We start from the raw sequence: 21,673 nt of genomic DNA, 5'->3' as shown, positions 1-21,673 counted from the left end.
CGCTCTGATCATGCTTGATCAATTCCAGGGGCGCGCGGGCTGACCTCATCATCGTCGACCACGCACCCGTCGACGGTCCACTACCGTCGAGGTTCCGAGTCCGACCTGCATCCTCCCTCTCCTCAAATCGCCGACAGCTGGCTTCGCAAGAAAAGGAGCAAATTCCGTTCCACGGATGAGGGTAGGCACCGGACCAGACCAGGCCAAACTGGCTTCTTCCGGTTGATGGTTCTCGCCCTTGTTCGCTTTCTGACACCGCGCAGATGCTGTCAGCTCCAATACAGCTGGGATGATCCACGGGCGCGTTGGTTTTCAAAACGTAATCAGAAGCTTAATGGGCGCGCGCGAGCGTTGGCATGGCGGTTGCTAGTAGGCGTCAGCAACACTGAGTGAGGGCTGAGTGCACGCCGACGTCTAAGACGAGCGATGCGCTCCTTCCCTTGAACCCGTGTGCCCCGTTTCTGAGAGAGAAACGAGCTCGCGCGTGAGAAGTGCGCAACTTTTGGCAAATCGGTTGATGGAGAGCAACATGTCTTCACTGAGACAAATCGCGTTCTACGGAAAGGGCGGCATCGGCAAGTCCACGACTTCGCAGAACACGCTAGCGGCGCTGGCCGAATTGGGTCAGAAAATCCTGATTGTGGGGTGCGATCCTAAGGCGGACTCGACCCGCCTGATCCTGCACGCCAAAGCACAGGACACGATTTTGAGCCTCGCAGCGAGTGCCGGCAGCGTGGAGGACCTTGAACTCGAGGACGTGATGAAGGTCGGCTACAAGGACATCCGCTGCGTCGAGTCCGGTGGTCCTGAGCCGGGTGTCGGCTGCGCCGGCCGCGGCGTCATCACCTCGATCAATTTCCTGGAGGAGAACGGCGCCTATGAGAACATCGACTATGTCTCCTACGACGTGCTTGGCGACGTCGTTTGCGGTGGCTTTGCGATGCCGATCCGCGAGAACAAGGCGCAGGAGATCTATATCGTGATGTCGGGGGAAATGATGGCGATGTATGCCGCAAACAACATCTCCAAGGGTATCCTGAAATACGCCAACTCTGGCGGTGTGCGACTGGGCGGCCTAATCTGCAACGAGCGGCAGACCGACAAGGAACTGGAACTGGCGGAGGCGCTGGCCAAGAAGCTGGGCACTCAGCTGATCTACTTCGTGCCGCGCGACAACGTGGTGCAGCATGCCGAGTTGCGCCGCATGACGGTGTTGGAGTATGCGCCCGAATCGCAGCAAGCCGATCACTATCGCAATCTCGCGACCAAGGTTCACAACAATGGCGGCAAAGGGATCATTCCGACCCCGATCTCCATGGACGAGCTCGAGGACATGTTGATGGAGCATGGCATTATGAAGGCCGTCGACGAATCCATCGTCGGCAAGACCGCTGCCGAACTCGCGGCCTCGTAAAGGTCGCGAGTCGCGGCCTTGTGAAGGCACGCGACGGATGCCGGTCTCCCTACCCCCCATCCCGGGAGGCCGGCATTCTGACGATCGACCCGTGGCCAAGACCTGGATGGTGCGGGTAAACCTGACCGCCGTGGAAGCCACAAAATCATGCCCGAAGCGCACTTCCTTTCGTTGATGGCTGCCTGTGCCGTTGATGCGAACAGCCAGATGCATAGGGGAATTGCAACCTACCGCCTGCTCACCGGTGTGGCTCCTGCAGATGCCGACATTGTCACTGACAGCAATTTCGATTGCCATGTCCTGGCGTCTATTCTAGCGGCTGCCACGTTGGACGGTGGTCCGCTTCCCGAGAAGGCCGGCCTGTCCGGCCACGAACTGGTGGCCTTGCTGAAGCAGTACTTTCCGTCGGTTGAGATCAAGCTCGCGGAGCAGCTCCTGGCCTTCAAGTCCGATGAGAACGACGAGATCGCAATGGTGCGCGATCTCTTGCTCAAGCAACGCTCGACGAAAGGCGATATCGGCCGCTGGCTTGCAGCGATGATCGCGCGCCGCGCCATTGAGCCAGACCACCTGTGGGAAGATCTCGGATTGCGCAATCGTGCCGAACTGTCTCGGCTGCTAAGCCGCCATTTCGCGCCGCTTGCCCTGCGCAATGTCAACAATATGCGCTGGAAGCGCTTCTTCTACCGCATGCTGTGCGAGGATGAAGGCCTCGTGATGTGCACAACGCCGGTGTGCACGCAATGTAACGACTTCAACCTCTGCTTTGGCGAAGAAAGCGGCGAGAGCCGGATGGCCGAGCGCAGGCGTGACTTTCTGTTGCAGGCAGCTCGTCCGGCCGTCGACGGCGACTGGCCCATCTGAGCTGTCACAAGGATTCTCGATCACCGCGCCGGCCGAGAACGCTTGGCCGGGGTTGGCCTGCGTCGCAGGAGGTCGACGCGCAGCCGACGTCGTCTCGATGCGAGCGAGCGACCATGTGACCGAGGCGGTACCGGGCCCAAATGCTCCGCGACAATTCGTTCATCCTGCGCGCCGCAATCCGAGCTAACTCCCAGTTCGGCGTGGCAAGCGGCATGGTGAGGCGTCCGCTTAATGCGCCTGTTGCGTTTGCGACAATCCGGTGGAGGATGAAAGCGGAGATATTTCAATCGGTTGTCGGGGGGCGGCCTGGCATGCGGGTTGCTGAAGCATATGCTGGTCAAAACAATGAGGAGCCCTTTCGTGATGGCCGCCACCACTGCCGCCAAACCCGCTTGGTCCGAGCAGGCGCGCACCGAGCCGACCGTGCTCAACGACACGACGCTGCGCGACGGCGAGCAGGCGCCTGGCGTTGCGTTCACCACAGAGGAAAAGCTCGCGATCGCGCAGGCGCTGGCGCGAGCCGGGGTCAGGGAGATCGAGGCGGGAACGCCCGCGATGGGCGACGAGGAGATCGCCGCTATCCGCGCCATTGTCGAAGCGGATCTTCCGCTGACCACCATCGGCTGGTGCCGGATGCGGGAGGCGGACGTCGACGCCGCGATCGAAGCGAAGGTGTCCATGATCAATATGTCGATCCCGGCGTCCGATGTGCAGATCGCGGCCAAGCTTGGCGGTCATCGCGACCTGGCGCTGGAGCAGGTGAGGCGGGCGGTAGGTTACGCCCGTGAGCGGGGACTTGAGGTCGCTGTCGGCGGCGAGGACTCCTCCCGCGCCGACATCGATTTTCTCATCAGACTGATGGCAGCGGCAAGAGCGGCGGGCGCGCGTCGCTTTCGTATTGCTGATACGCTCAGTGTGCTCGATCCCGACACAACCTACGCGCTGGTCAGGAATTTGCGCGCGACCACCGATCTCGAACTCGAATTCCACGGCCACGACGATCTCGGCCTCGCAACCGCCAATACGCTTTCCGCCATCAAGGCGGGCGCGAGCCACGCCTCGGTGACCGTCATCGGGCTGGGCGAGCGGGCCGGAAATGCTCCGCTCGAGGAAGTCGCGGTCGCGCTCAGGCAGCTCTACGGGCGCGAGACCGGCATCATACTGCCGGAGCTCGAGAATGTCGCCGCGGTGGTGGCGTCCGCGGCTGCACGTGCGATTCCTCTGAACAAGGCCATTGTCGGAGAACATGTATTTACGCACGAATCCGGCATTCATGTCGACGGCCTTTTGAAGGATCAACGCACCTATCAGTCGCTTGATCCCGTTTTGCTGGGGCGCCGCAACCGTTTTGTGATCGGCAAGCATTCCGGGCTCTCGGCGATCACCGCGTTGCTCAATGAATTGCAGCTCGTCGCCAGCGCCGATCAGGCCAGACAGATCCTCTCGCAAGTCCGCAAACATGCCATCGCGCACAAACTGCCGGTCGAGCGCGAAACGGTGGCGGCAATCTGGCGCGATGTGTGCGGATGCTTGGCGACCGACCCCGCGTGAAGAGCCGTGCCCAGCATCGTTTTCGCCGAATGTTCGAAATCCAATGGGCCGCAAGGACGGTGTCCGATGTCGCTGATGGGCGGGAACGACCGCCTGCCTGCGCATGCCAGATTCCCTAGCGCGATCTCAGCTCCAGACCTTGCTGTCCGTTCTGGCATAGATGCTGTGATCTGCTATCCGATGGCGAGCCGTCCTCGGACTGCCAGGCGGCGTCTTTCCGTGCAGCTGTTGTTCCGGTCCGGCTACGTTCTGACGAGCGTCAACATTGATCGCGGTCTGACCATTGATCCATCTTCATTGGCGCTGGCGTCACCGGCGAATCCGCCGATGTGGGCAGCAATGCTGAGGGGCGGCTTTCCAGGGCCCGGCTTCGGCGGCGCGGAGCAGCTGTGCAGGCTCGGGGCTGCGACAGGATCGTCAGGCGGCTGCCGCGTTTCGCCGAATGTCGACGCGCTAACCCAAGGGAGATTTTACGATGAGCAACTCATGCCCGCCAACCGGTATCCTGGATCGGCTCAGCAAGGCCTCGTCGGCGGAAGAGTTTTTCTCGCTGCTAGGCGTCGATTACGACCCCAAGATCGTCAATGTCGCGCGCCTTCATATCCTAAAGCGCATGGGACAATATTTCGCAAAGGAGCAGTTCGCTGGTGCCGCCGAGCCGGAAGTCAGAGCTCGGTGCAAGGCGATGCTGGAGCAGGCCTATGCCGATTTCGCGGCATCGTCACCGATCGATCAGCGAGTGTTCAAGGTTTTGAAGGATGCCGTCGCGGACCCCAAGAAGCCGGCGGCCTTTGTCCCATTGAGTGCGCTGAAGTGATCTCGTGCTCCGCTGCAGCGCGATTTCTCCCAAGTGGCGTGGTGACGGTCCCTTGTGCAGACTTCGTCTTCATCCAGATCAACTCCCTGCAGCGATGACTCGAGCGGCGCTGTCGTATTCCCGACCCATGTCTGGAGTGGTCGTGTCCGCGGTGTCAGCAGTCATCTTGAGCGTATTCCAAGTCATTGCTTTCGCCCGATTTTCCTTGGCTCTTGCGACTGGTACGACACTTGCTGTTGTCGTGCCAATCCCGTCATGGATGCCGACAGATGGTAGCCGTCCGAGATGAATTTGAAGGAAGACCTATGGCGTTGCTTCTGCCGGCCGTCGAGCGCTGCGGCATCATCTCGTGGCTCACGCTGGCGCCAGTGCCGTTCGAAATGGCCTTTGACGCGATTGAAGCCAGCATCGACCGCGAGATGGTGGTCAATGGGTAAGTCGCTCGTCCACGATACACCTGGAGCGGGTATGCAGATAGTCGTCCGCTTCCAGCAGGTCCCCGAGTCCGCGCAGGCCCGCATCCATCCCATGGTCGACATGCGTCAGGACGAGGCACTAACGCCGGCTTATGCGAGTTGTCGGCGCTGGAGGCTGGGCACGGATTGCGTGGCAAGTGCAGTGGCAAGATCATTCTGGTCGTCACAGTCAATGAGGAGCCCTGGGCCGAAAGCAAGGTGCAGGTATTGCGCAGTAAGCGGACTTGCCGACCCAAGGATCGAAGCGACCAGCCAGATTTACCGCAGCGGTCCGGCCGCCGCCGTGGCGCTCGCCGAATGGAGCGCTCAAGAGACCGGTGTCGAGAACCTCACAAGATCAGGCCCGTCCGGTCCGTCTAGCGCGGCGAGGCGTCTCGTTGCGCGGTCGGGCCGTACCGCGCAGACGGGGCGGGCAAGCCGCCGGCCACCCGCTGATGAAAAGTGATCCTCAGTTGACCGAAGTAGAAAGCAATCCTGTGTGCGCCGGCGCGCGTAATTTTTGAGGGGAATTTAAAGCATGAGCAATGTCACCAAAACCGCCGTGCCGGCGGCGGCCGGCCGCGCAGCAGCCAAAAAGGAGCTGCCGGAGCACTTTAAGGCCTACAAGCATGTCTGGGTCTTCGTCGAGCAGGAGCGCGGCCAGGTGCATCCGGTGTCCTGGGAGCTCATGGGTGCGGGGCGCAGGCTCGCCGACAGGCTAAAGGTGAACCTCGCCGCTGTCGTTATCGGTCCGGAGGGGCAGCCCACGCGTAACGCCGCGCTTGAATCCTTCTGCTATGGCGCCGATCTGGCCTATCTCGTGAGCGACAATGTTTTGTCGGATTATCGCAACGAATCCTATACCAAAGCGCTCACCGAACTCGTCGACACCTACAAGCCGGAGATCCTGCTGTTGGGTGCGACGACACTCGGTCGAGATCTCGCAGGCTCCGTGGCGACGACCTTGTTGACGGGGCTCACTGCCGACTGCACCGCGCTTGACGTCGACGCCGATGGTTCGCTTGCGGCGACGCGTCCGACCTTTGGCGGCTCGCTGCTCTGCACGATCTATACCTTGAATTATCGTCCGCAGATGGCAACCGTCCGCCCGCGCGTCATGCCCATGCCAGAGCGCGTCGCACGCGATGCCGCTCGCATCATCATCCACCCGCTTGGCCTTGTTGAAGACGATATCGTCACGAAAGTGCTGTCGTTCATCCCCGATCGCGATTCAGAAACGTCCAATCTGGCCTATGCCGATGTCGTGGTTGCCGGGGGCTTGGGACTGGGATCGCCTGAGAATTTTCGGTTGGTGCGCGAGCTCGCAACTCTGCTTGGCGCGGAGTACGGTTGCTCGCGTCCACTGGTACAAAAAGGGTGGGTTACGTCTGACCGGCAGATCGGCCAGACCGGAAAGACCATCCGGCCAAAGCTCTATATTGCTGCCGGCATTTCCGGCGCGATCCAGCACCGGGTTGGCGTGGAGGGCGCGGATCTGATCGTCGCCATCAACACTGACAAGAACGCGCCGATCCTCGACTTTGCCCATGTCGCGATCGTCAATGACGCCATTCAATTGCTACCGGCACTGACGGCCGCATTTCGCGCCAGGCTTTTGCCGAATTCGCGCGCCCGGATCGCGGTCTAGAGGAGATGATGATGATTGAAGAGAGGTTCGATGCGATCGTGGTCGGAGCCGGCATGGCAGGAAACGCGGCGGCGTTGACCATGGCCAAGCGCGGTATGAAGGTGCTGCAGCTCGAGCGGGGCGAATATCCCGGATCGAAGAATGTGCAGGGCGCAATCCTCTATGCCGACATGATGGAAAAGCTGATTCCCGACTTTCGCGAGGATGCACCGCTCGAACGGCATCTGGTCGAACAGCGGTTCTGGATGATGGATGATCGATCCCATGTCGGCATGCATTACCGCTCGGATGACTTCAACGAGGAACGGCCGAACCGCTACACGATCATACGCGCGCAATTTGACAAATGGTTCTCGTCGAAGGTGAGGGAGGCCGGCGCGACCGTGCTGTGCGAGACGACAGTCACCGAGCTCGCACGGGACGACCGTGAGAGGGTCGTCGGAGTCCGTACGGATCGCCGCGACGGCGAAATACATGCCGACGTCGTCGTGCTGGCGGAGGGTGTTAACGGCCTGCTCGGGACCCGCGCGGGGCTGCGCGCGCGGCCGACACCCGATAACGTTGCGCTCGCGGTGAAGGAAATGCACTTTTTGCCGCGCGAGACTATCGAGGCGCGTTTCAATCTTAAGGGCGATGAAGGCGTCGTGATCGAGGCGGCCGGTACCATTTCCCGCGGCATGACCGGAATGGGTTTCATCTATGCCAACAAGGAGTGCATTTCGCTCGGCATCGGTTGTCTCGTCGCCGATTTCCAGCGCACAGGGCAGACGCCTTACGGCATGCTCGATCATTTCAAGCAGCATCCGTCCGTGGCGCCGCTGATCGCAGGTTCCGAAGTCAAGGAGTATTCGGCGCATCTCATTCCCGAAGGCGGTTACAAGGCGATCCCGCAGCTCCACGGTGACGGCTGGGTGGTGGTGGGGGACGCGGCGCAGCTCAACAACGCCATTCATCGCGAGGGTTCGAATCTTGCGATGACCTCAGGCCGCATCGCGGCCGAAGCGATCGTTCAGGTGAAATCGCGCCGCGAGCCGATGACCGCGACAAATCTGTCACTCTACAAGAAGATGCTTGACGACTCTTTCGTCATCAAGGATCTCAAGAAGTACAAGGATTTGCCGACGCTGATGCACACGCATTCGCAAAACTTCTTTCTTACCTATCCGCAGCTTATCTCCAAGGCGATGCAGAACTTTGTGCGCGTCGATGGTACGCCGAAGGCTGAGAAGGAGAAGGCGACCCTGAAATCGTTTGTCAGGGCGCGGTCATGGACAGGTCTGTTCGGCGATGCGTGTCGGTTTGCCCGGGCCTGGCGCTGACCGGCAACAGCTTAGGTTCACCAATGGAAGGTCAACGCATGAATGTCGAACCCTCAATGCGCGTCGAAGACAAGCTGTACTACAACCGCTATCTTGTCGATGTCGGTCATCCCCACGTCAAGGTGCGCGCACACACGACGCCGTCACCACAGCTACTTGCGCTTTTGAAAGTCTGCCCCGCGCGATGCTACGAACTCAACGACAATGGCCAGGTCGAGATAACGGTCGACGGCTGCATCGAGTGCGGCACCTGCCGCGTGATCGCCGAGCCAACCGGCGACATCCAATGGAGCCATCCGCGCGGCGGGTACGGAGTGCTGTTCAAGTTTGGGTGAGAATGGAACGAAGAACTGTGGTGTGATCGCCAAAATAGACGGGGGGATCTCACCGGCGCATTCCGCCTCCCCTGCACATGGGGTAAGATTCGAGCGAGGCTGGCACCTCAAGGGTACGCCCCGCAAGCTCGGTTTACGCGAAGGACTGGTTGCGGCGCCATTGAGTGGCGCCAGGCGTCGATCCGGTGGCAAGGGGAATCAGCCCGTCGTCTGGGAAGGGGTAGGCCCAGCGGCCTCGATCGCAACCGCCACTGACTGTACGATCGCAGCAAACCGCACCGCGGTCTGGATGGCCTCGGAACTGACGCCCGCGGCTCGCAGCGTCTTCTCGTGGGCGTCGATACAGGCACCGCAGCCGTTTATGGCTGAGACCGCCAGCGACCACAGCTCGAAGTCGGACTTGTCCACGCCGGGATTGCCGATCACGTTCATGCGCAGCCGGGGCGACATCGTCTTGTAATCCGGGTTGGAGACGAGGTGAACGAAGCGATAGTAGACGTTGTTCATCGCCATCACAGAGGCTGCGGATTTCGCTGCGGAAATTGCCACAGGCGTCATCACTGCGGCTGCAGCCGATTCCATCGCGGCAATCAGGGCTGCGTTGCGGGTGGCAATCGCGCTCGCCAGAAGTAGTCCGTATTGTCGCTGCGGCGAGAGCGTCTCATCGGCCATCAAGGAGGTCAGGTTGAGCCTGACGTCCTTGGCGAAATCGGGAATCGTTTCATTCAATTGTTCGATCGACGACATGCTGCCTCAAGCAACCTTCAGGGTTTCGCCGCCGACTTCGCGGTTGCAGGGACAGAGCTCGTCGGTTTGCAGCGCGTCCAGAACGCGGAGCGTATCCTTGGGGCTGCGCCCGACATTGAGATTGGTGGCATAGACGTGTTGGATTGTGTTGTCGGGGTCAACGATAAAGGTGTAGCGATAGGCGACGCCCTCGGGTGAACGCACACCAAGGCCATCGACAAGGGTTCCCTTTGTGTCGGCAAACTGCCAGATCGGTAGATTGTGCAGGTCGACATGCGAGCGCCGCCAGGCGAGCTTGCAGAACTCGTTGTCGGTCGAACCACCCAGCACGACCGCATCGCGGTCGGCGAATTCCTTGGACAGCCGGGCAAACTCGGCGATCTCGGTCGGGCAGACGAAGGTAAAATCCTTAGGATAGAAGAAGATGATCTTCCATCTTTCTGGAAAGCTCGTTTCGGTCAGCGTCTCGAAGGCGCTCTGCCCATTTTCTTCCTGCGCCTGAAAGCCGGGCTTCACGCCCGTGACCTCGAACGGTGGCAACTGACTTCCAATTCCAAGCATGCTGTCCTCACAGGTCTGTTTGCGTAGATCGTGCTGTCACCTGTGAAGCAAGCTATATGCCATGCGTTCTCAAATCCGATTGTCGTGACCACACCAACCTGGAGCTCTGCTGTAGCATCTACCTTTGCTCGATTGGATCTCAGATCCATATCCAATCGTGCCGCGTGCATGCGCGATGCTCGCTCGCGCGAAGCGATTAGATCGAGTGCGCTGTTCAGCTGGGTTTGCGATGCTGAAGCAATTCTGGAACCTAATGGGATGAGGTGACTGACGCGCGCTGTAGTGCGCCAAAAATTCTGGCCCTGAGGCGTGCATGACGACTCCGCCCGAGGATGATCGGCCTGCAGCACGGCTGGGTGCCAGCCTGCAAGCCGCCAGCATGCGCCGGCAGAAGAAGGATTATCATCGGGCGTCTTCGTAGTGGATGGCACCCGGGCGGCGGTTAGGTGATTGGCGGGGGAGGATGCCAGGCAGACCTCAACAGCTCGTCGTCGATCGGCCGGGCTGCAGAACCGACTAAGGGCCTGATAAGGGCTTTGATTGATAGTGCGCGCCGAGCTTGTGGGAGTGGCTTCTCGCGGACTAGACGGTATCATCAGCGCCATCGCAGCGCATCTGCTGGCTCAGAATGTGGAGTGGATGCCGGAGCTAAGGCGCTTTTCGTAGGCGGCTAAGAGGCCCGGCGGGCGCTTTCGGAGCCAGCGTGCCCGATAGTCTCACCGCCGTCACCAAGCTGTCCGGTATCATCGTCGCCAGATAGCCGCACCTGGGACCGAACACCCGGCTGCGCGCCAAGCGCGTGGAGCTGTCGCGCCACCATTCCTCCACGACTTGACGATCGCAAACTAGCAGCGTGCCAACATCCCCGGTAAAAGTTCGCCAGTCGCCAAGGCATTTTCTTGGAACAGCGGTCAGGAGGGGCACGCCGCGGGTGATCGCGTCGACGAATTCGGCGCGCAGGCCGCGGCCAAGCGCTTCTTGTTTGGCGAATTTGCTGATCACGAGGAGATCGACCTTGTCGCGAAGCGCCCGGGAAACGGCAGCTGCGGCCTCGGCAAGTCCATTTGTATCGAGCGTACAGGACATAGCTCCACTGTCGAGTGGCTTGGAAATCGAGATCTCTTGTCCCGTTGCAACGTCGACTGCAACCATCGCGTGCGTTACGTTTGCGCCCTTGAAGTGTCGCTGGACGATGCCGCCGACGCGTACGCCCTGCCGAGCGAGATCCTGGGCAAAATCGGCAAGCAGCTTATCGACGTCGTCGTTTGGCTGGTACAAAATTGCCGCCACATCATTCGGATCGATTTCTTCAAGAGTGTCGATCAAGGCCGTGGTCCTATTGCTGCGCGTTTCTCGTGTCGGTGCTCACCGTCGAGCATCTCTAGCTGGTGTGGAAGGGGTTACGAGCAACCGCTCGGGGGCCGCGACCGGCAAGGCGCGCGCGACCTCGGCGAATACGTCCGTTCCATGGCTGAGCTTTAGCGCATCAAAGGAGCGGCGCGGGATGCGGGCCAAAAGTGGCACGCCCGATCGGCCTGTTTCGAGAGCCAGAACCAATGTCACCTCAGCTTCGTCGAACGGCAGAGAAGCTTTGATGCGTGCCGGAAAGATATTGAGGATGGAACTTGCGCGCGGTGCCTCGCACGTGATGCTGACATCGCCGGCTGCAATGCGCAGCCGTAGCTGCGCGCCGGGTCTGAGCGGCGGTCCCGGTATCAACAGACGCGCACCTTTGAGGCGGAGGATGATTAGCCCATAGCGTCCGTCATAGCCGCCGACGATGGTGTCAACGCAAACCGCCGCTTCGCCGCGCGCGGCAAGCACTGGCTCGCTCTGAACGGCATGCAGCGGCCCAGCCGCAGTCACAATGCCATCTCTCATCATGACGAGATGATCGGCAAGGCGCTCGATGTCAGCCATGTCATGGCTGATATAGATCATCGGCAACGTGAGCTCTTCACGCATGCGCTCGAGAAATGGCAGAATCTCGCGCTTGGCGGGGCTGTCGAGCAAAATGAGCGGGTCGTCCAGCAAAAGTAGCCGAGGTTGGGACAACAGCGCACTGCCCAGGGCAAGTCGCTGTCGCTCGGCCCCAGAAAGAAATGAGGGCTGGCGGTCAAGCAATGGCGCCAGGTCGAGCAATTCGACCACACCATCAAAGTCGATCAGTGTCGGTGTTGATTTGGGCGCGTTGTACAGAAGGGTGCGCTTGACAGACAGATGAGAAAACAGAATCGGTCGCTGGAATACATATGCGACGGGACGCTGATGAGGCGGCCAAAACGTCGTCTCATCCTGCCAAATCTCGCCATCGATTGCGCAAAACCCGCTCGGTAGACGCTGAACGCCGGCGATGCAGCGCGCGAGTGTGGTCTTGCCGCACCCAGGCGGACCGAAAATGGCCGTGACACCTTTGGCCGGTACGCTGAACTGCGCATCCAGCGGGACGCTGGCCTGAGAGCCGTTGAAGGCGACCTCGATATGGCCAGGTTTCGCGTCTCTCACGTGTCCGTTCCTGTGCTGTATCCTTCCATCAAGATCACGAGCGGAATGGCTGCAAAGGCGAAGATCACCACGCCACCGACAATCCGGTCCGCCTCGCTCCAGCGTGGCTTCTCCGTCCCGAGGAGGCCATAAGGTGCGGTCGCAGGATTGCGGATTGATGGTGTTACGGCAGCCGGCATCTTGAGCGCCGGCAGTCGAACGCTGCCGCGCGCGCTTGTCGATGACATCGACAAAGCGGGTTCCAGTGTCGCGGGCAGGGCTTGCATCGTTTGGCTGGAGAGCTGTCGCTTCCTCGATACCGCCTCGGCGCCGGCAGTCCGCTTGAAGGGGGCCACAGCTTTCGTAGCCAATGTGACGATTGCGGCAACGCCCATATTCATGGCTTCTGCAATTTCAGGCGCAGGCAGCATCAAAACCAGATCGATTAGGATCAATCGGATAAGCTTCATTGGAATTCCGGCGGTGGTCCGCCCGACGCTTTCGTCGCGGCAGCTCCTTGGTCCTCACCCAGCAATCTGTGTGCCGTTCAAAAATATGGTGCACAGCCCGCTTGGCTCATGGTGAAACGCCCATAGGTCCAAGCCCAGCGTGTGGAATGGCCCCATCGGGTTGTTGGGTTTCAGACGTTCGCGTCGCCAACCGGCCATGCAGGATGGAGGAGAAGCTTGCGTGGTTGCGCCGTATTCCTCAGCGTTCGACGAATGCCTGGTTCTGTTGCGGCAGGGCTCTATTTGTCCGCGGAGGGCTTTGGCGTTTTTTCGGTACGCGCGGGCAGTATCGGATAATCGATCTTAGGCAGCTGCCCGGTGAGTGAATTCAGAAACGCGACGATGTCGTCTTTTTCCGTATCGTTAAGCTTCGCGCCGAGTTGAATCTCACTCATCACGCCAACCGCCTGTTTGAGGCTCCAAACCTGGCCCGAATGGAAGTAAGGGGCGCGCAATGCGACGTTGCGCAACGGGGCGGAGCGAAATACATATTCGTCGCCGGGCACGCCGGTGACGGTAAAACGGCCCTTGTCGTCCCGAGGAAGCAGGCTTGCGGCTGGCCTTTCCATCACACCGAACGGGAAGTAATCCTGCCCACCGACGTTGATTCCATTGTGGCAGGAGGAGCATCCCTTTTCAATGAATAGCTTTAATCCTGCTTTCTGTTGATCGCTAAGCGCATGCGCGTCGCCCTCGAGGTATCGGTCGAAGGCGGCGGCGGGTGTGATCAATGTCGTCTCGAAAGCCTCGATGGCCTTGGCGAAATTTTCAAAGGTAAGCGGCGCCGCGTCGTTGGGGAACGCCTTACTGAACATAACGACATAATCGTTCATCGAATTCAACGTGTTGAGCACGTGAGCGGGCGTCGAATTCATTTCTTTACTGGACTGGACAGGGCCCGCGGCCTGGGTCTTGAGGTCTGCCGCGCGACCATCCCAGAACTGCGCCACGTTGAAGACTGCGTTATAGACCGTTGGCGCGCGACGCGAACCCAGCTGCCAGCGATGTCCAACCGACAACGGACCGGCATCTACTCCGCCGGTCCCAAGATTATGACATGTATTGCAGCTAATGACCTCGCTCGCCGATAGCCTCGGGTCGAAGAACAGGGATTTGCCAAGTGTGACCTTTTCGTGGGTGATAGGGTTATCCTTCATCTCAGGAACGACTGAGGGGATCGGCTTAAAAATCCGCCTCGCGGCGTTCATCAAATCATCGTTGGCACTTGCTGTTGACGTGGCCAGAATCCCGGCGGCCGCAACACACAACTTGCCTGCCATGTAAAGCTCTCGTGCCGCTGATTTGCTCATACCGATCTTACCGTCTGTTATCCTGGATCCTGACATCGCGAACATAGCGCGGGATTCGCGCGGCCTGCGGTGTGCAGAATGGTTGGCAGCAGTCAAAGACCGATGGCATCTTCGGTGTTGCGGCTAGGCTGCACCCAGGTCTCACAGCTTGCCGCTGTTAGTAGCAACCGCCGTGCCAGTCGGGCTCGAGGTCTAAGCGCTGATTGGGTCTCAAGGAACTGCAGAATAAGAATAGCAGCAGGCGGCCTGAACCTGCGAAATCAACTGTCCGTCACAGAACGACAATCACCAGCCCAGACCAAGGTATCCTGGGCACATCGCTTCATACCTTGTATTCAAGCCGTAAAGCGGTCGGTCCCGCCCATCGTTGAGCGTGCAGGCGCTAAGACGTTGGTCGGCGTGGCACAGAGCGAGCAGCGGCGACGCCACTTGTCGGATGATCGGCTCGACGGAATTCGCTATGCCGGTCTGCGGCGCCTTCAACAATGCGCTGCGCCCCGACGGTGGGCGGAGCGATCATCGGTCGATATCGGATGACGTCTGGCACGCGGTGCAGCCGGAGAAGCGTGCAATTGTCGAGGAGTTCGTTCTTCTTGCTCACGTCAAGATGCAGATCTGCCCATCTCAGGACGTATTGACACTCGCTCCACGCTCAAAGTGCTTGAATCGACCGTAGCGTCAGGTTGTAGGTCTTCCGAAGCAAGATCGGACGCCCTTGCAGACGAGTCATATTGGGAACCAACATCGCGAATGTCTCAAGCTATAAAGCGGGCTGCGCGAGCCACGTGTGCAGCCGATCTTTGCTGTGCGTTAGTCTTGGCGACGGGGCTGTCGCGCGTGGTGGAACGATGATTCGGAAGCACGGCAACGATGACGCCGGCCCTGCAATAGCACGACGGCTTCTGCCAATGCCTGGCCTGCTTCCCGGAAAGCTGGACGATGATCACGAGGCAAAGAAAGATCATGAAGGATATGCAGCGCAAGAGAGGTTTGGTGAACCAAAAGCGACGGACGGGTTGGACCTCCCCTGCGTATCCCAATCTGCCACCCTTGCCATGATTGCGATCGTGGCCATGTTGTGCACGGGATACGCTCACGCGCGCGATCGGAGGTCGGATGAGGTCTTGAGGTCTTGCAGACCAGACGTGATGCGCTTCTGCAACCGCTTTACAGGACGTGGAGATGTGGACGCGACCATGTTTTGTCTTCGGGACAATTTCAAAAGCTTGCTTGTCGAATGTCGCCGGGTGATGCCAACCGCGGCGGAAAGAAAGGGACGGGCGAAACGAGGCGTCGACAAGCTTCCGATCGTCCTGCATCGGGAGTGAGCCGCCCGAGCGTCAATCTCAGAATGTAACCGGCAGTCAGCGGTCCAAACGGGGTGGGTGCTGGAGCTTTCGTCAGGCTAGTTGTCTTGAAGCGGATTGATCGGGCTGAAAGCGTCCCTCCGGCTGGAGGGCCGTTGATCCACTGGCGGGCATGCAAGTTCCAGCCATCGACAGCCTCGTTCGGCGATCGAGAGCGCGCGCACGCCTGTTGCGAGATCGTGATGCGATCGGAAGCTCGCATTTTCGTGCTGCACTAGTTGGTTATCAGCGGTGCAGCCAATTCCGCGGACCCTTGAGGCGGCAGCGAAGTTGCCACCGGTTCGCCGAACTGACCCGGGGGATATACGGTATTCACGTCAGGGCTGGTTACGGCCAGGCATCGTCCAGGAATTCCTACGGTCCGTCAATCTATGGCGACGTCAGCCTAATGTTCCTGGCAGGCGGTCAAATCGGCTATAACAGGCAGCGAAATCGCTTGAATGCTGGCGTTGCGAGTTCATTCCATGGCGGCCTTCCAATTCAGAGCCGCTCGTCGCGCGATTAGCTTGGCGTTGACCGTCGCCCTTGAGGGAGTAAATCGACGCACGGGAAGTCATTCACGTTGGCCGCCAATCGGCTTTCGAAGGAACCGATTGACGCGATTGCTGCGTTCTCGATCGGCGCCAAAGTGGAATCGCTTGGCCCAACTACGGTGCTTTTCGTCGAATTCGCTCCAGTGCTCAGGACCATAGGAAATGCGGTCGCCAAGAGCCGTTCGAAGGCAGAAAGCTGTTCAAGCAGCCGCTTCTCCACAACCTCGCGCTCCGCGCCAGGCAGCCCCGCTCGAAGCAACCTACGACAACGCCAAATCTCGTTTCGCACCCATCTGATCTCACTCAATCTATCATCGATCGACGTCATCATAGACTGCAGATTTAGGTTTACCCGGCGATTTGGAAACATCGAGCATGCGGGTATCCGGGAGCAACCGCTCCATGGCGCCGCATACATGCCGAACAGCTGCGTCTAAGAACTTGTGAGTTGCCCATGTCCTCGGGGAATATGGCGAGCGGTTTGAGGTGTGCAAGGCTCTCATCAACCGGTACCAGCTCACGCTGCGCGTGTGAAAAAAATATGCTGCAGATCATTGCGTTTCCCGGCGTTGTGACGTCGTATACCGCATATTTCCTGCGCGCTACACGGTCGACGTATATCAGGTTTGGGCCGGGTCCGACGCCCGAGGAAGCTGACGGTCAAGTAGAAGTTCGTCAGACACAATGCACACCGCCATGGTCGATGGCACCAAAAGTGACATATGTTCGACGACTTTGTTCGATGCCCAGCCACTCGGCGTTGGCCTCACCTTAGTCCAGCAGAGCACGACCCGGAACGCGGCGACGTTGACCTCCAACGGCGCAAGTGATGTAAAATGGCGGCGACTTTATTGCGCTCGCCTCTCTCCCAGCAGTGGCCAGTCTCGTGCTGCTACCGGCATCGCAATCGCCTTATCAATCGATAAATGAGCGTGGTGCGCGAGCCACCAACACCATGAGAAACCGCATGGTCGCGACGTTCTTCCTTTGTTGGAGGGCGAGCATGACCGCAATACGCTGCACATGCGACTCGGCCCATGAATACGCACGGGCAAGCGTGAGACCTCTGCCTATCACAGATCATTATTACTATTTCAGTCGGGGTTCAGTGTCGAGTTCAATAGGCACTCCGCTGATAACCATTTGCTGTCATCGTCGGCTGTGCAAATCCAGCGTCAAGACACCCATTTAACAGCTTGAATCGCACGTTGCGTCAGGTTGTAGTCTCGTAGAGGAAAAAAGCAGGCGGGACACGCGTCTATGCCTCAGTGGCAAAGAGTGATCGGCAGCGACGGCATGCTAATTGCCAATCCTGTCGCTTGCGGGCGACGGGCACGAAAACCGGTTGCACCGTGGGCACGGGGAGACGCTGTGCGGGCTATTGTCAATTGCGCTGCAACAAGCGGGCTCGCGATATGGCATGAGATCATGGAATGATGCAGAATGTGGTCGGCAACAGCTGCGATCGCATTTATCCCCGCGCAACGAGAGCGCGGCGTGTAAACAGCCCAGCGCTAGCAGACGGATGCCTCAACTGCATAGGCGGGTATCCAGAGGCGACGACCGGTCGCATTGAGCGCTTGGCCGCACAGGGCGCTGCGATGAAAGCTCGGAAGGTCTTATGTCCGCTCAATCTAACTTGACGACGGCGTTAAGCGAAATCGATCGTGCTCGCGATATCGTTGAATTCTCAACTGCAGTGGTCACGCGCGACAAGCAGCTGCGCAAGGCGGATCACGCCGCATTTTTGCAAAAAGCTGCCGTTGAGTTTCAATCCAGATTTCTGCCGAGTTTCGAGGAAAGCATCCGTGCCGGGAGATCGTGGGGCTATGCCACGACATGCAACGCAGTGAGCCGAAAGGCCGGAGGCCAGGCTGGCCGGGACGCTTGCGAGAGAATGGCTTCTCGTGTGTCGCAGCTTGACCATGCGCTGATTGGGAAAGTCGGAACCAGAGCCCTCTCTATATTTACGGCGTCATTTGGTCGGCACTCCAGTAGAGCGGAGTGTCGCAACGGAGCGATCAGAATAGCTAACTTTTGTCGCGAGGAAAGCAGCTCGCTTCAACGATTGAACAATCTGAGCCTGGCGGGGTTGATAAACGGTTTCAGCAAATGGCCGGAAGAGGCTGACTTTCGTCAGGCTGCGGCCGCGATCGCGGGTGAGGTCATTCGCCGTGCGGGTCGTCACCACCAGCTCTCTGACTTTACACAGCAAGGGCTGGTGAGCTTGGTCAACGGCTTCAGCAAATGGCCGGAAGAGGTGGCCTCGCGCCAAGCCGCGACCGCGCTTGCGCACGAAATCCTGCGCCGTTCCGGCCGGCTCTGCGATTTTGCTCAGCAGGGGTTGGCCATCCTCGTGAACGGCTTCAGCAAGTGGCCGGAAGAGCTGCCCTGTGGTCAAGTCACAGTCGCGATTGCGGGCGAAGTCCTTGGACGTGCCGTCCGGTTTTACGAGTTTAGCGAGCAGGATCTGGCGCATCTGGTGAATGGCTTCAGTAAATGGCCAGATGAGGCAGCCTCGCGCCAAGCGACAGTTGCGATCGCAAATGAGCTCTTGCGCCGTGCCGCCCAGCTTCCTCATTATACCCAGCAAGCACTTTCGAACCTTGTGAACGGGTTTTGCAAATGGCCTGAAGATGCGACCTGTCGCAAAGCTACGGTCGCGATCGCCGGTGAGGTACTCTGCCGTGCTGCCCAACTCCCTGATCTAACTCAGCAGGGGCTGGCAAACCTGGTGAACGGCTTTGGCAGGTGGCCGGAAGAGGCCGCCTTTCGCCGAGCCGCGGTCGCACTCGCTCGCGAGGTCTTGCGCCGCGCCGCTCAGCTCTGCGATTTCTCACAGCAGGGACTGGCGAATTTAGTGAACGGCTTCAGCAATTGGCCGGAGGAACTGCCTTGTGGCCAAGTGACCGTTGTGCTTGCGGGCGAGGTCCTTCGTCGCGCCGAAAAGGCGGGGCTGTCAGGTTTCACTGCCCAAGACCTCAGGGGCCTGGTGATCGGTTTCAACAAATGGCCGCAAGAGAGCGCCGCTCGCCGAGCCACGATCGCAATCGCCGACGAGGTCATTCGCCGCGGTGCCCGGCTCTTTGGCTTTTCCAAGCTGGAATCGGAGAATCTGCTGAATGGCTTTCGTAGATGGCCGCAAGACGCCGTCGGCTACCGAACAATAGCGGAGATCATCAGGGAGTTGCAACTCACGCAAACTGAAGCCGTGCAGCTCAGTGTTGGGGAGAAGTGATCCCAGCAGACGAGGTAATCGACCAAAGAAATCTCTCGGCAGCCGTGTTCAATGCCCATGATGCGGCGATCCTCGACACGACGATCCCGCGCAGCGAACGCCGCCTAGTGATGCGATCGGCAGCGTTCACACTTCACAGAGTTGAGCAAACAGTCGAAAGGGCGTAGTTCTTGATCGAGGCTGAGAAGGATGTTGTCGAGTACATGCTCTCATCATTGACGACCAGCGTGTTGCAGAACCGCATCGCGCCTTCCGACGAACAGGTGATGCATCATTTCGGGCTAGCCTGCGAAAGAGCGGGGCTGATTGCGACGGATGAGGCGGCGATCCGGATCCTGAAGCGTGTCTCACGCGAGATCAACAAGGCAAAGTCAATGCTCGAGTTCATCGGTCGCGGCGCGGATCGGTTGCAGTGAGCTGGGCGTAGAGAAATATCCGTCGTATCACTGCAGATGCAGCCGTTTGTTCAACTGACAATGGGAGCGAACCAAGGACCGGGTCATCGTCGCTTGTCCGTCGAAATCTGCGACAGCATGAGCCGATGTTGGAGGATCGCTCCTCGCAGCCGATGTCAAAACAGGAGGGAGCTTGTCATCCAGGATGACATTATTTAGCCCTTGTTGATTGCGCCGAGAGCGCGCGCCGCTTGAAAAGGTACTCTCGATTGCTCGTTTCGATGCCTTTATCGCAATTTCATACGTTCACCTCCCATTGCGAGATGGACGGCGAGCCGGAACTTCAGTGTGCCCTTGTGCCCCGTAGGCTTTCGATATTCGTCGCTCGAGATCGATGGGGTCCCCGCAGCATCACACTCGATTCCAGGTCGCGAAACATGGTGTAGTTTCGTCGGATCCATTGATGCAGCTCGGTGGACCAGTCCTTCTCGTTGCGCAGATATCCGGTGAAGGAAAAGCTAAGTCGATCGATATATCTCTTGAGAAACAGCGGCAGCGCGGGAATCCGAAGTACCCGCTCGCCATCCATCGCATCGGGTAATTCGCCGCGCAGCACGAACTCATTGTGGACAGTGACCAGCGCCGCCGGCGGAATCCGCCGCCGAAGCATTTCATAACTACGAAAGGAGATGCGGTCAGCACCCGCGACGAAGAAGATAATAGGCGCGACATAGCAGCGCATCGTCTCCTTCATAAAGCCGATCTCCTCGCACGTCTTGAAGAATTCATCAAAGGCATGGAAACCGAGATCGATCACCTTGGCGACCCCGTCGTGGATGATCAGCGGGTCCATCAGCTGCATCTTGCCGTAAGTATCGATCACATCTGCGGTCTCCGTGATGTTGGGGAGATAATCGAGCAATGACGGCTCCTTCAGGCTGACATCGAATGAGAGCGCCTTGCCATTTTTTAGCAGCAAGAACTCGCTCAGGAGGCGAGCGATGAGAGTTTTACCGACCTGCGGGCTAGGAGAGCAGATGATGTAGATGGGGGTTGCTAACATAGCCAGCAGATCAATCTCGTTTCGTATTGGGCTCAACCCGTCGCTCGCCGATAATGCGACTACTTCTCGTCGCCCCGGCTGGCTGACTTGGCTCCGGTCAATTCCGTCAAGCTGATGCGATCAAATTCGCTCCAGATATTTGCCAGCCAATGCCGGACATAGCCGCGCAGCACGAAAGAGTTATTCGCCGGCTCATCGTTCCGTCCCTTGTTTGCGACGAAGTCGACGAATGGGACGGAAGCGACTTCGACCTGCTCATAGGCCATCTCGTTAAGTTTCGGTATTGTTAACTCGGTCGCATGCTTGATGCGGTGAAAATAGGAATTATAGGTCGGCTGGTCCCACTGAAAGAATTGAGTGTCGTTGATGAAGTTTTTGACCAGATAGTATTTTGCGCCGCTCATGTAGGTCGCGGTCTCGGCGATCTCGTCCAGTGAAGCGATGGATGATCCCAAGATATGGAAGACGGCAAAGGTGATCTGTCCAGACCGCGCCGCTTCCAAAAAACCGATGTCGCGCAAGGAGGCTAGTGCGGAGGACAGTAAGCCGGCGCGCGCATCGATGACGGTGACGGATAGCCCTGAGTTCAGGGTATCGAAGATCTTCATCTGGTCCGCGGCCGTTGTCATATCGACGATCTCGGTGATTTCCGGATAGAAGCGCTTCAGCGTCCCCCGCGGCGACTCCGTGTCGAATGCGCGTGTTTGCACGTTATTGACTCTGAAGTAGTCCAGGAGCGTCCGTGATACGGTCGTCTTGCCGACACCTCCTTTGTCCGCACCCACCACAATCACAACTGGCTTCACCATGAAAATCTCCTGAGACACTCGTTATTGCCGCGCGCGAAGCACGCTATCGGCGAGTACCTGCTTTGGATGCGAACATGGCAGAAAGAAGGGGCAATCGAATCTTTGATACGAGACGCGCGACTGGCCGACATTTCCTAACATCAAGCCAGTGAGGCCGCTTGATTGCAAAGACGATGCAGGCCGAGAACGGCAACTAATCACTCGTACTCATGATCTATGTGAGGTTTGTGAGCAGCTGGAAGAGTTCGAAGAAT

Annotated in this window: 18 protein-coding genes; 10 read left to right on the top strand and 8 right to left on the bottom strand. The window is 59.0% G+C overall.

Annotation, left to right across the window (positions count from 1 at the left end; translation table 11 throughout):
- The first annotated feature begins 529 nt into the window (after positions 1-529).
- From nifH to ACE10Z_RS36590, 8 genes are all read left to right on the top strand, one after another.
- Entirely contained in the window at positions 530-1,414 is an 885-nt protein-coding gene (gene nifH / locus ACE10Z_RS36625; RefSeq protein ID WP_375785051.1) for a nitrogenase iron protein, read from the top strand.
- Positions 1,415-1,561: 147 nt separating this feature from the next.
- Positions 1,562-2,278 carry a nitrogen fixation protein NifQ gene (locus ACE10Z_RS36620; RefSeq protein ID WP_375785050.1) on the top strand — a complete coding sequence of 239 codons (717 nt, stop codon included), beginning with the start codon at positions 1,562-1,564 and terminating at the stop codon, positions 2,276-2,278.
- 363 nt (positions 2,279-2,641) lie between these two features.
- Entirely contained in the window at positions 2,642-3,829 is a 1,188-nt protein-coding gene (gene nifV, locus ACE10Z_RS36615; RefSeq protein WP_342709692.1) for a homocitrate synthase, read from the top strand.
- Between the two features lie 475 nt (positions 3,830-4,304).
- On the top strand, positions 4,305-4,646 hold the full coding sequence (gene nifW / locus ACE10Z_RS36610) for a nitrogenase stabilizing/protective protein NifW (RefSeq protein ID WP_375785049.1): 342 nt from the start codon (positions 4,305-4,307) through the stop codon (positions 4,644-4,646).
- Between the two features lie 305 nt (positions 4,647-4,951).
- On the top strand, positions 4,952-5,083 hold the full coding sequence (locus tag ACE10Z_RS36605) for a hypothetical protein (RefSeq protein WP_375785048.1): 132 nt from the start codon (positions 4,952-4,954) through the stop codon (positions 5,081-5,083).
- 556 nt (positions 5,084-5,639) lie between these two features.
- Positions 5,640-6,749: an electron transfer flavoprotein subunit alpha/FixB family protein gene (locus ACE10Z_RS36600; RefSeq protein WP_375785047.1), complete on the top strand. Its 1,110-nt coding sequence runs from the start codon at positions 5,640-5,642 to the stop codon at positions 6,747-6,749.
- 11 nt (positions 6,750-6,760) lie between these two features.
- Positions 6,761-8,068 (top strand): FAD-dependent oxidoreductase, encoded by a 1,308-nt coding sequence (locus tag ACE10Z_RS36595; protein ID WP_375785046.1) that lies wholly within the window; start codon positions 6,761-6,763, stop codon positions 8,066-8,068.
- A gap of 38 nt (positions 8,069-8,106) precedes the next feature.
- Positions 8,107-8,403 (top strand): ferredoxin family protein, encoded by a 297-nt coding sequence (locus tag ACE10Z_RS36590; protein WP_342709698.1) that lies wholly within the window; start codon positions 8,107-8,109, stop codon positions 8,401-8,403.
- Between the two features lie 198 nt (positions 8,404-8,601).
- On the opposite strand, the gene ACE10Z_RS36585 is transcribed toward ACE10Z_RS36590, so the two are convergent.
- The 6 genes from ACE10Z_RS36585 to ACE10Z_RS36560 form a co-directional block, all read right to left on the bottom strand.
- On the bottom strand, positions 8,602-9,150 hold the full coding sequence (locus tag ACE10Z_RS36585) for a carboxymuconolactone decarboxylase family protein (RefSeq protein WP_375785045.1): 549 nt from the start codon (positions 9,148-9,150) through the stop codon (positions 8,602-8,604).
- A gap of 6 nt (positions 9,151-9,156) precedes the next feature.
- Positions 9,157-9,711, bottom strand: coding sequence for a peroxiredoxin (locus ACE10Z_RS36580; protein ID WP_342713458.1), 555 nt, complete (start codon positions 9,709-9,711; stop codon positions 9,157-9,159).
- 648 nt (positions 9,712-10,359) lie between these two features.
- Positions 10,360-11,037 carry a DUF2478 domain-containing protein gene (locus ACE10Z_RS36575; protein WP_375785044.1) on the bottom strand — a complete coding sequence of 226 codons (678 nt, stop codon included), beginning with the start codon at positions 11,035-11,037 and terminating at the stop codon, positions 10,360-10,362.
- A gap of 39 nt (positions 11,038-11,076) precedes the next feature.
- A complete protein-coding gene (gene modC, locus ACE10Z_RS36570) occupies positions 11,077-12,216 on the bottom strand; it encodes a molybdenum ABC transporter ATP-binding protein (protein ID WP_375785043.1) in 1,140 nt (379 codons plus the stop codon).
- On the bottom strand, positions 12,213-12,665 hold the full coding sequence (locus ACE10Z_RS36565) for a hypothetical protein (RefSeq protein ID WP_375785042.1): 453 nt from the start codon (positions 12,663-12,665) through the stop codon (positions 12,213-12,215). Before ACE10Z_RS36565 ends, modC begins: the two co-directional genes overlap by 4 nt.
- Before the next feature lie 278 nt (positions 12,666-12,943).
- Positions 12,944-13,984 (bottom strand): cytochrome-c peroxidase, encoded by a 1,041-nt coding sequence (locus ACE10Z_RS36560; protein ID WP_375785041.1) that lies wholly within the window; start codon positions 13,982-13,984, stop codon positions 12,944-12,946.
- 3,551 nt (positions 13,985-17,535) lie between these two features.
- Here ACE10Z_RS36560 and ACE10Z_RS36555 point away from each other — a divergent pair.
- Complete coding sequence (locus tag ACE10Z_RS36555) at positions 17,536-19,152, top strand: hypothetical protein (RefSeq protein WP_375785040.1); 1,617 nt, start codon at positions 17,536-17,538, stop codon at positions 19,150-19,152.
- Between the two features lie 170 nt (positions 19,153-19,322).
- On the top strand, positions 19,323-19,568 hold the full coding sequence (locus tag ACE10Z_RS36550; RefSeq protein WP_375785039.1) for a hypothetical protein: 246 nt from the start codon (positions 19,323-19,325) through the stop codon (positions 19,566-19,568).
- A gap of 322 nt (positions 19,569-19,890) precedes the next feature.
- Here ACE10Z_RS36550 and ACE10Z_RS36545 read toward each other — a convergent pair whose 3' ends face one another.
- A complete protein-coding gene (locus ACE10Z_RS36545) occupies positions 19,891-20,610 on the bottom strand; it encodes a hypothetical protein (RefSeq protein WP_375785038.1) in 720 nt (239 codons plus the stop codon).
- A 59-nt stretch (positions 20,611-20,669) separates the two neighbouring features.
- Positions 20,670-21,419: a hypothetical protein gene (locus ACE10Z_RS36540; protein ID WP_375785037.1), complete on the bottom strand. Its 750-nt coding sequence runs from the start codon at positions 21,417-21,419 to the stop codon at positions 20,670-20,672.
- Between the last annotated feature and the right edge of the window lie 254 nt (positions 21,420-21,673).

It is taken from the genome of Bradyrhizobium sp. Pha-3, from assembly GCF_042258615.1.
In the GTDB taxonomy this organism is placed as follows: Bacteria; Pseudomonadota; Alphaproteobacteria; order Rhizobiales; family Xanthobacteraceae; genus Bradyrhizobium.
Note: the sequence above shows the minus strand (reverse complement) of the source record. Positions and strands in the feature narration are given on the sequence as shown.

Excerpts from the sequence above, each read along its gene's own strand:
- nifH (WP_375785051.1), top strand. The coding sequence starts at position 530 with ATGTCTTCACTGAGACAAATCGCGTTCTACGGAAAGGGCGGCATCGGC.
- ACE10Z_RS36620 (WP_375785050.1), top strand. The coding sequence starts at position 1,562 with ATGCCCGAAGCGCACTTCCTTTCGTTGATGGCTGCCTGTGCCGTTGAT.
- nifV (WP_342709692.1), top strand. The coding sequence starts at position 2,642 with ATGGCCGCCACCACTGCCGCCAAACCCGCTTGGTCCGAGCAGGCGCGC.
- nifW (WP_375785049.1), top strand. The coding sequence starts at position 4,305 with ATGAGCAACTCATGCCCGCCAACCGGTATCCTGGATCGGCTCAGCAAG.
- ACE10Z_RS36605 (WP_375785048.1), top strand. The coding sequence starts at position 4,952 with ATGGCGTTGCTTCTGCCGGCCGTCGAGCGCTGCGGCATCATCTCGTGG.
- ACE10Z_RS36600 (WP_375785047.1), top strand. The coding sequence starts at position 5,640 with ATGAGCAATGTCACCAAAACCGCCGTGCCGGCGGCGGCCGGCCGCGCA.
- ACE10Z_RS36595 (WP_375785046.1), top strand. The coding sequence starts at position 6,761 with ATGATTGAAGAGAGGTTCGATGCGATCGTGGTCGGAGCCGGCATGGCA.
- ACE10Z_RS36590 (WP_342709698.1), top strand. The coding sequence starts at position 8,107 with ATGAATGTCGAACCCTCAATGCGCGTCGAAGACAAGCTGTACTACAAC.
- ACE10Z_RS36585 (WP_375785045.1), bottom strand. The coding sequence starts at position 9,150 with ATGTCGTCGATCGAACAATTGAATGAAACGATTCCCGATTTCGCCAAG.
- ACE10Z_RS36580 (WP_342713458.1), bottom strand. The coding sequence starts at position 9,711 with ATGCTTGGAATTGGAAGTCAGTTGCCACCGTTCGAGGTCACGGGCGTG.
- ACE10Z_RS36565 (WP_375785042.1), bottom strand. The coding sequence starts at position 12,665 with ATGAAGCTTATCCGATTGATCCTAATCGATCTGGTTTTGATGCTGCCT.
- ACE10Z_RS36560 (WP_375785041.1), bottom strand. The coding sequence starts at position 13,984 with ATGGCAGGCAAGTTGTGTGTTGCGGCCGCCGGGATTCTGGCCACGTCA.
- ACE10Z_RS36555 (WP_375785040.1), top strand. The coding sequence starts at position 17,536 with ATGTCCGCTCAATCTAACTTGACGACGGCGTTAAGCGAAATCGATCGT.
- ACE10Z_RS36545 (WP_375785038.1), bottom strand. The coding sequence starts at position 20,610 with ATGTTAGCAACCCCCATCTACATCATCTGCTCTCCTAGCCCGCAGGTC.
- ACE10Z_RS36540 (WP_375785037.1), bottom strand. The coding sequence starts at position 21,419 with ATGGTGAAGCCAGTTGTGATTGTGGTGGGTGCGGACAAAGGAGGTGTC.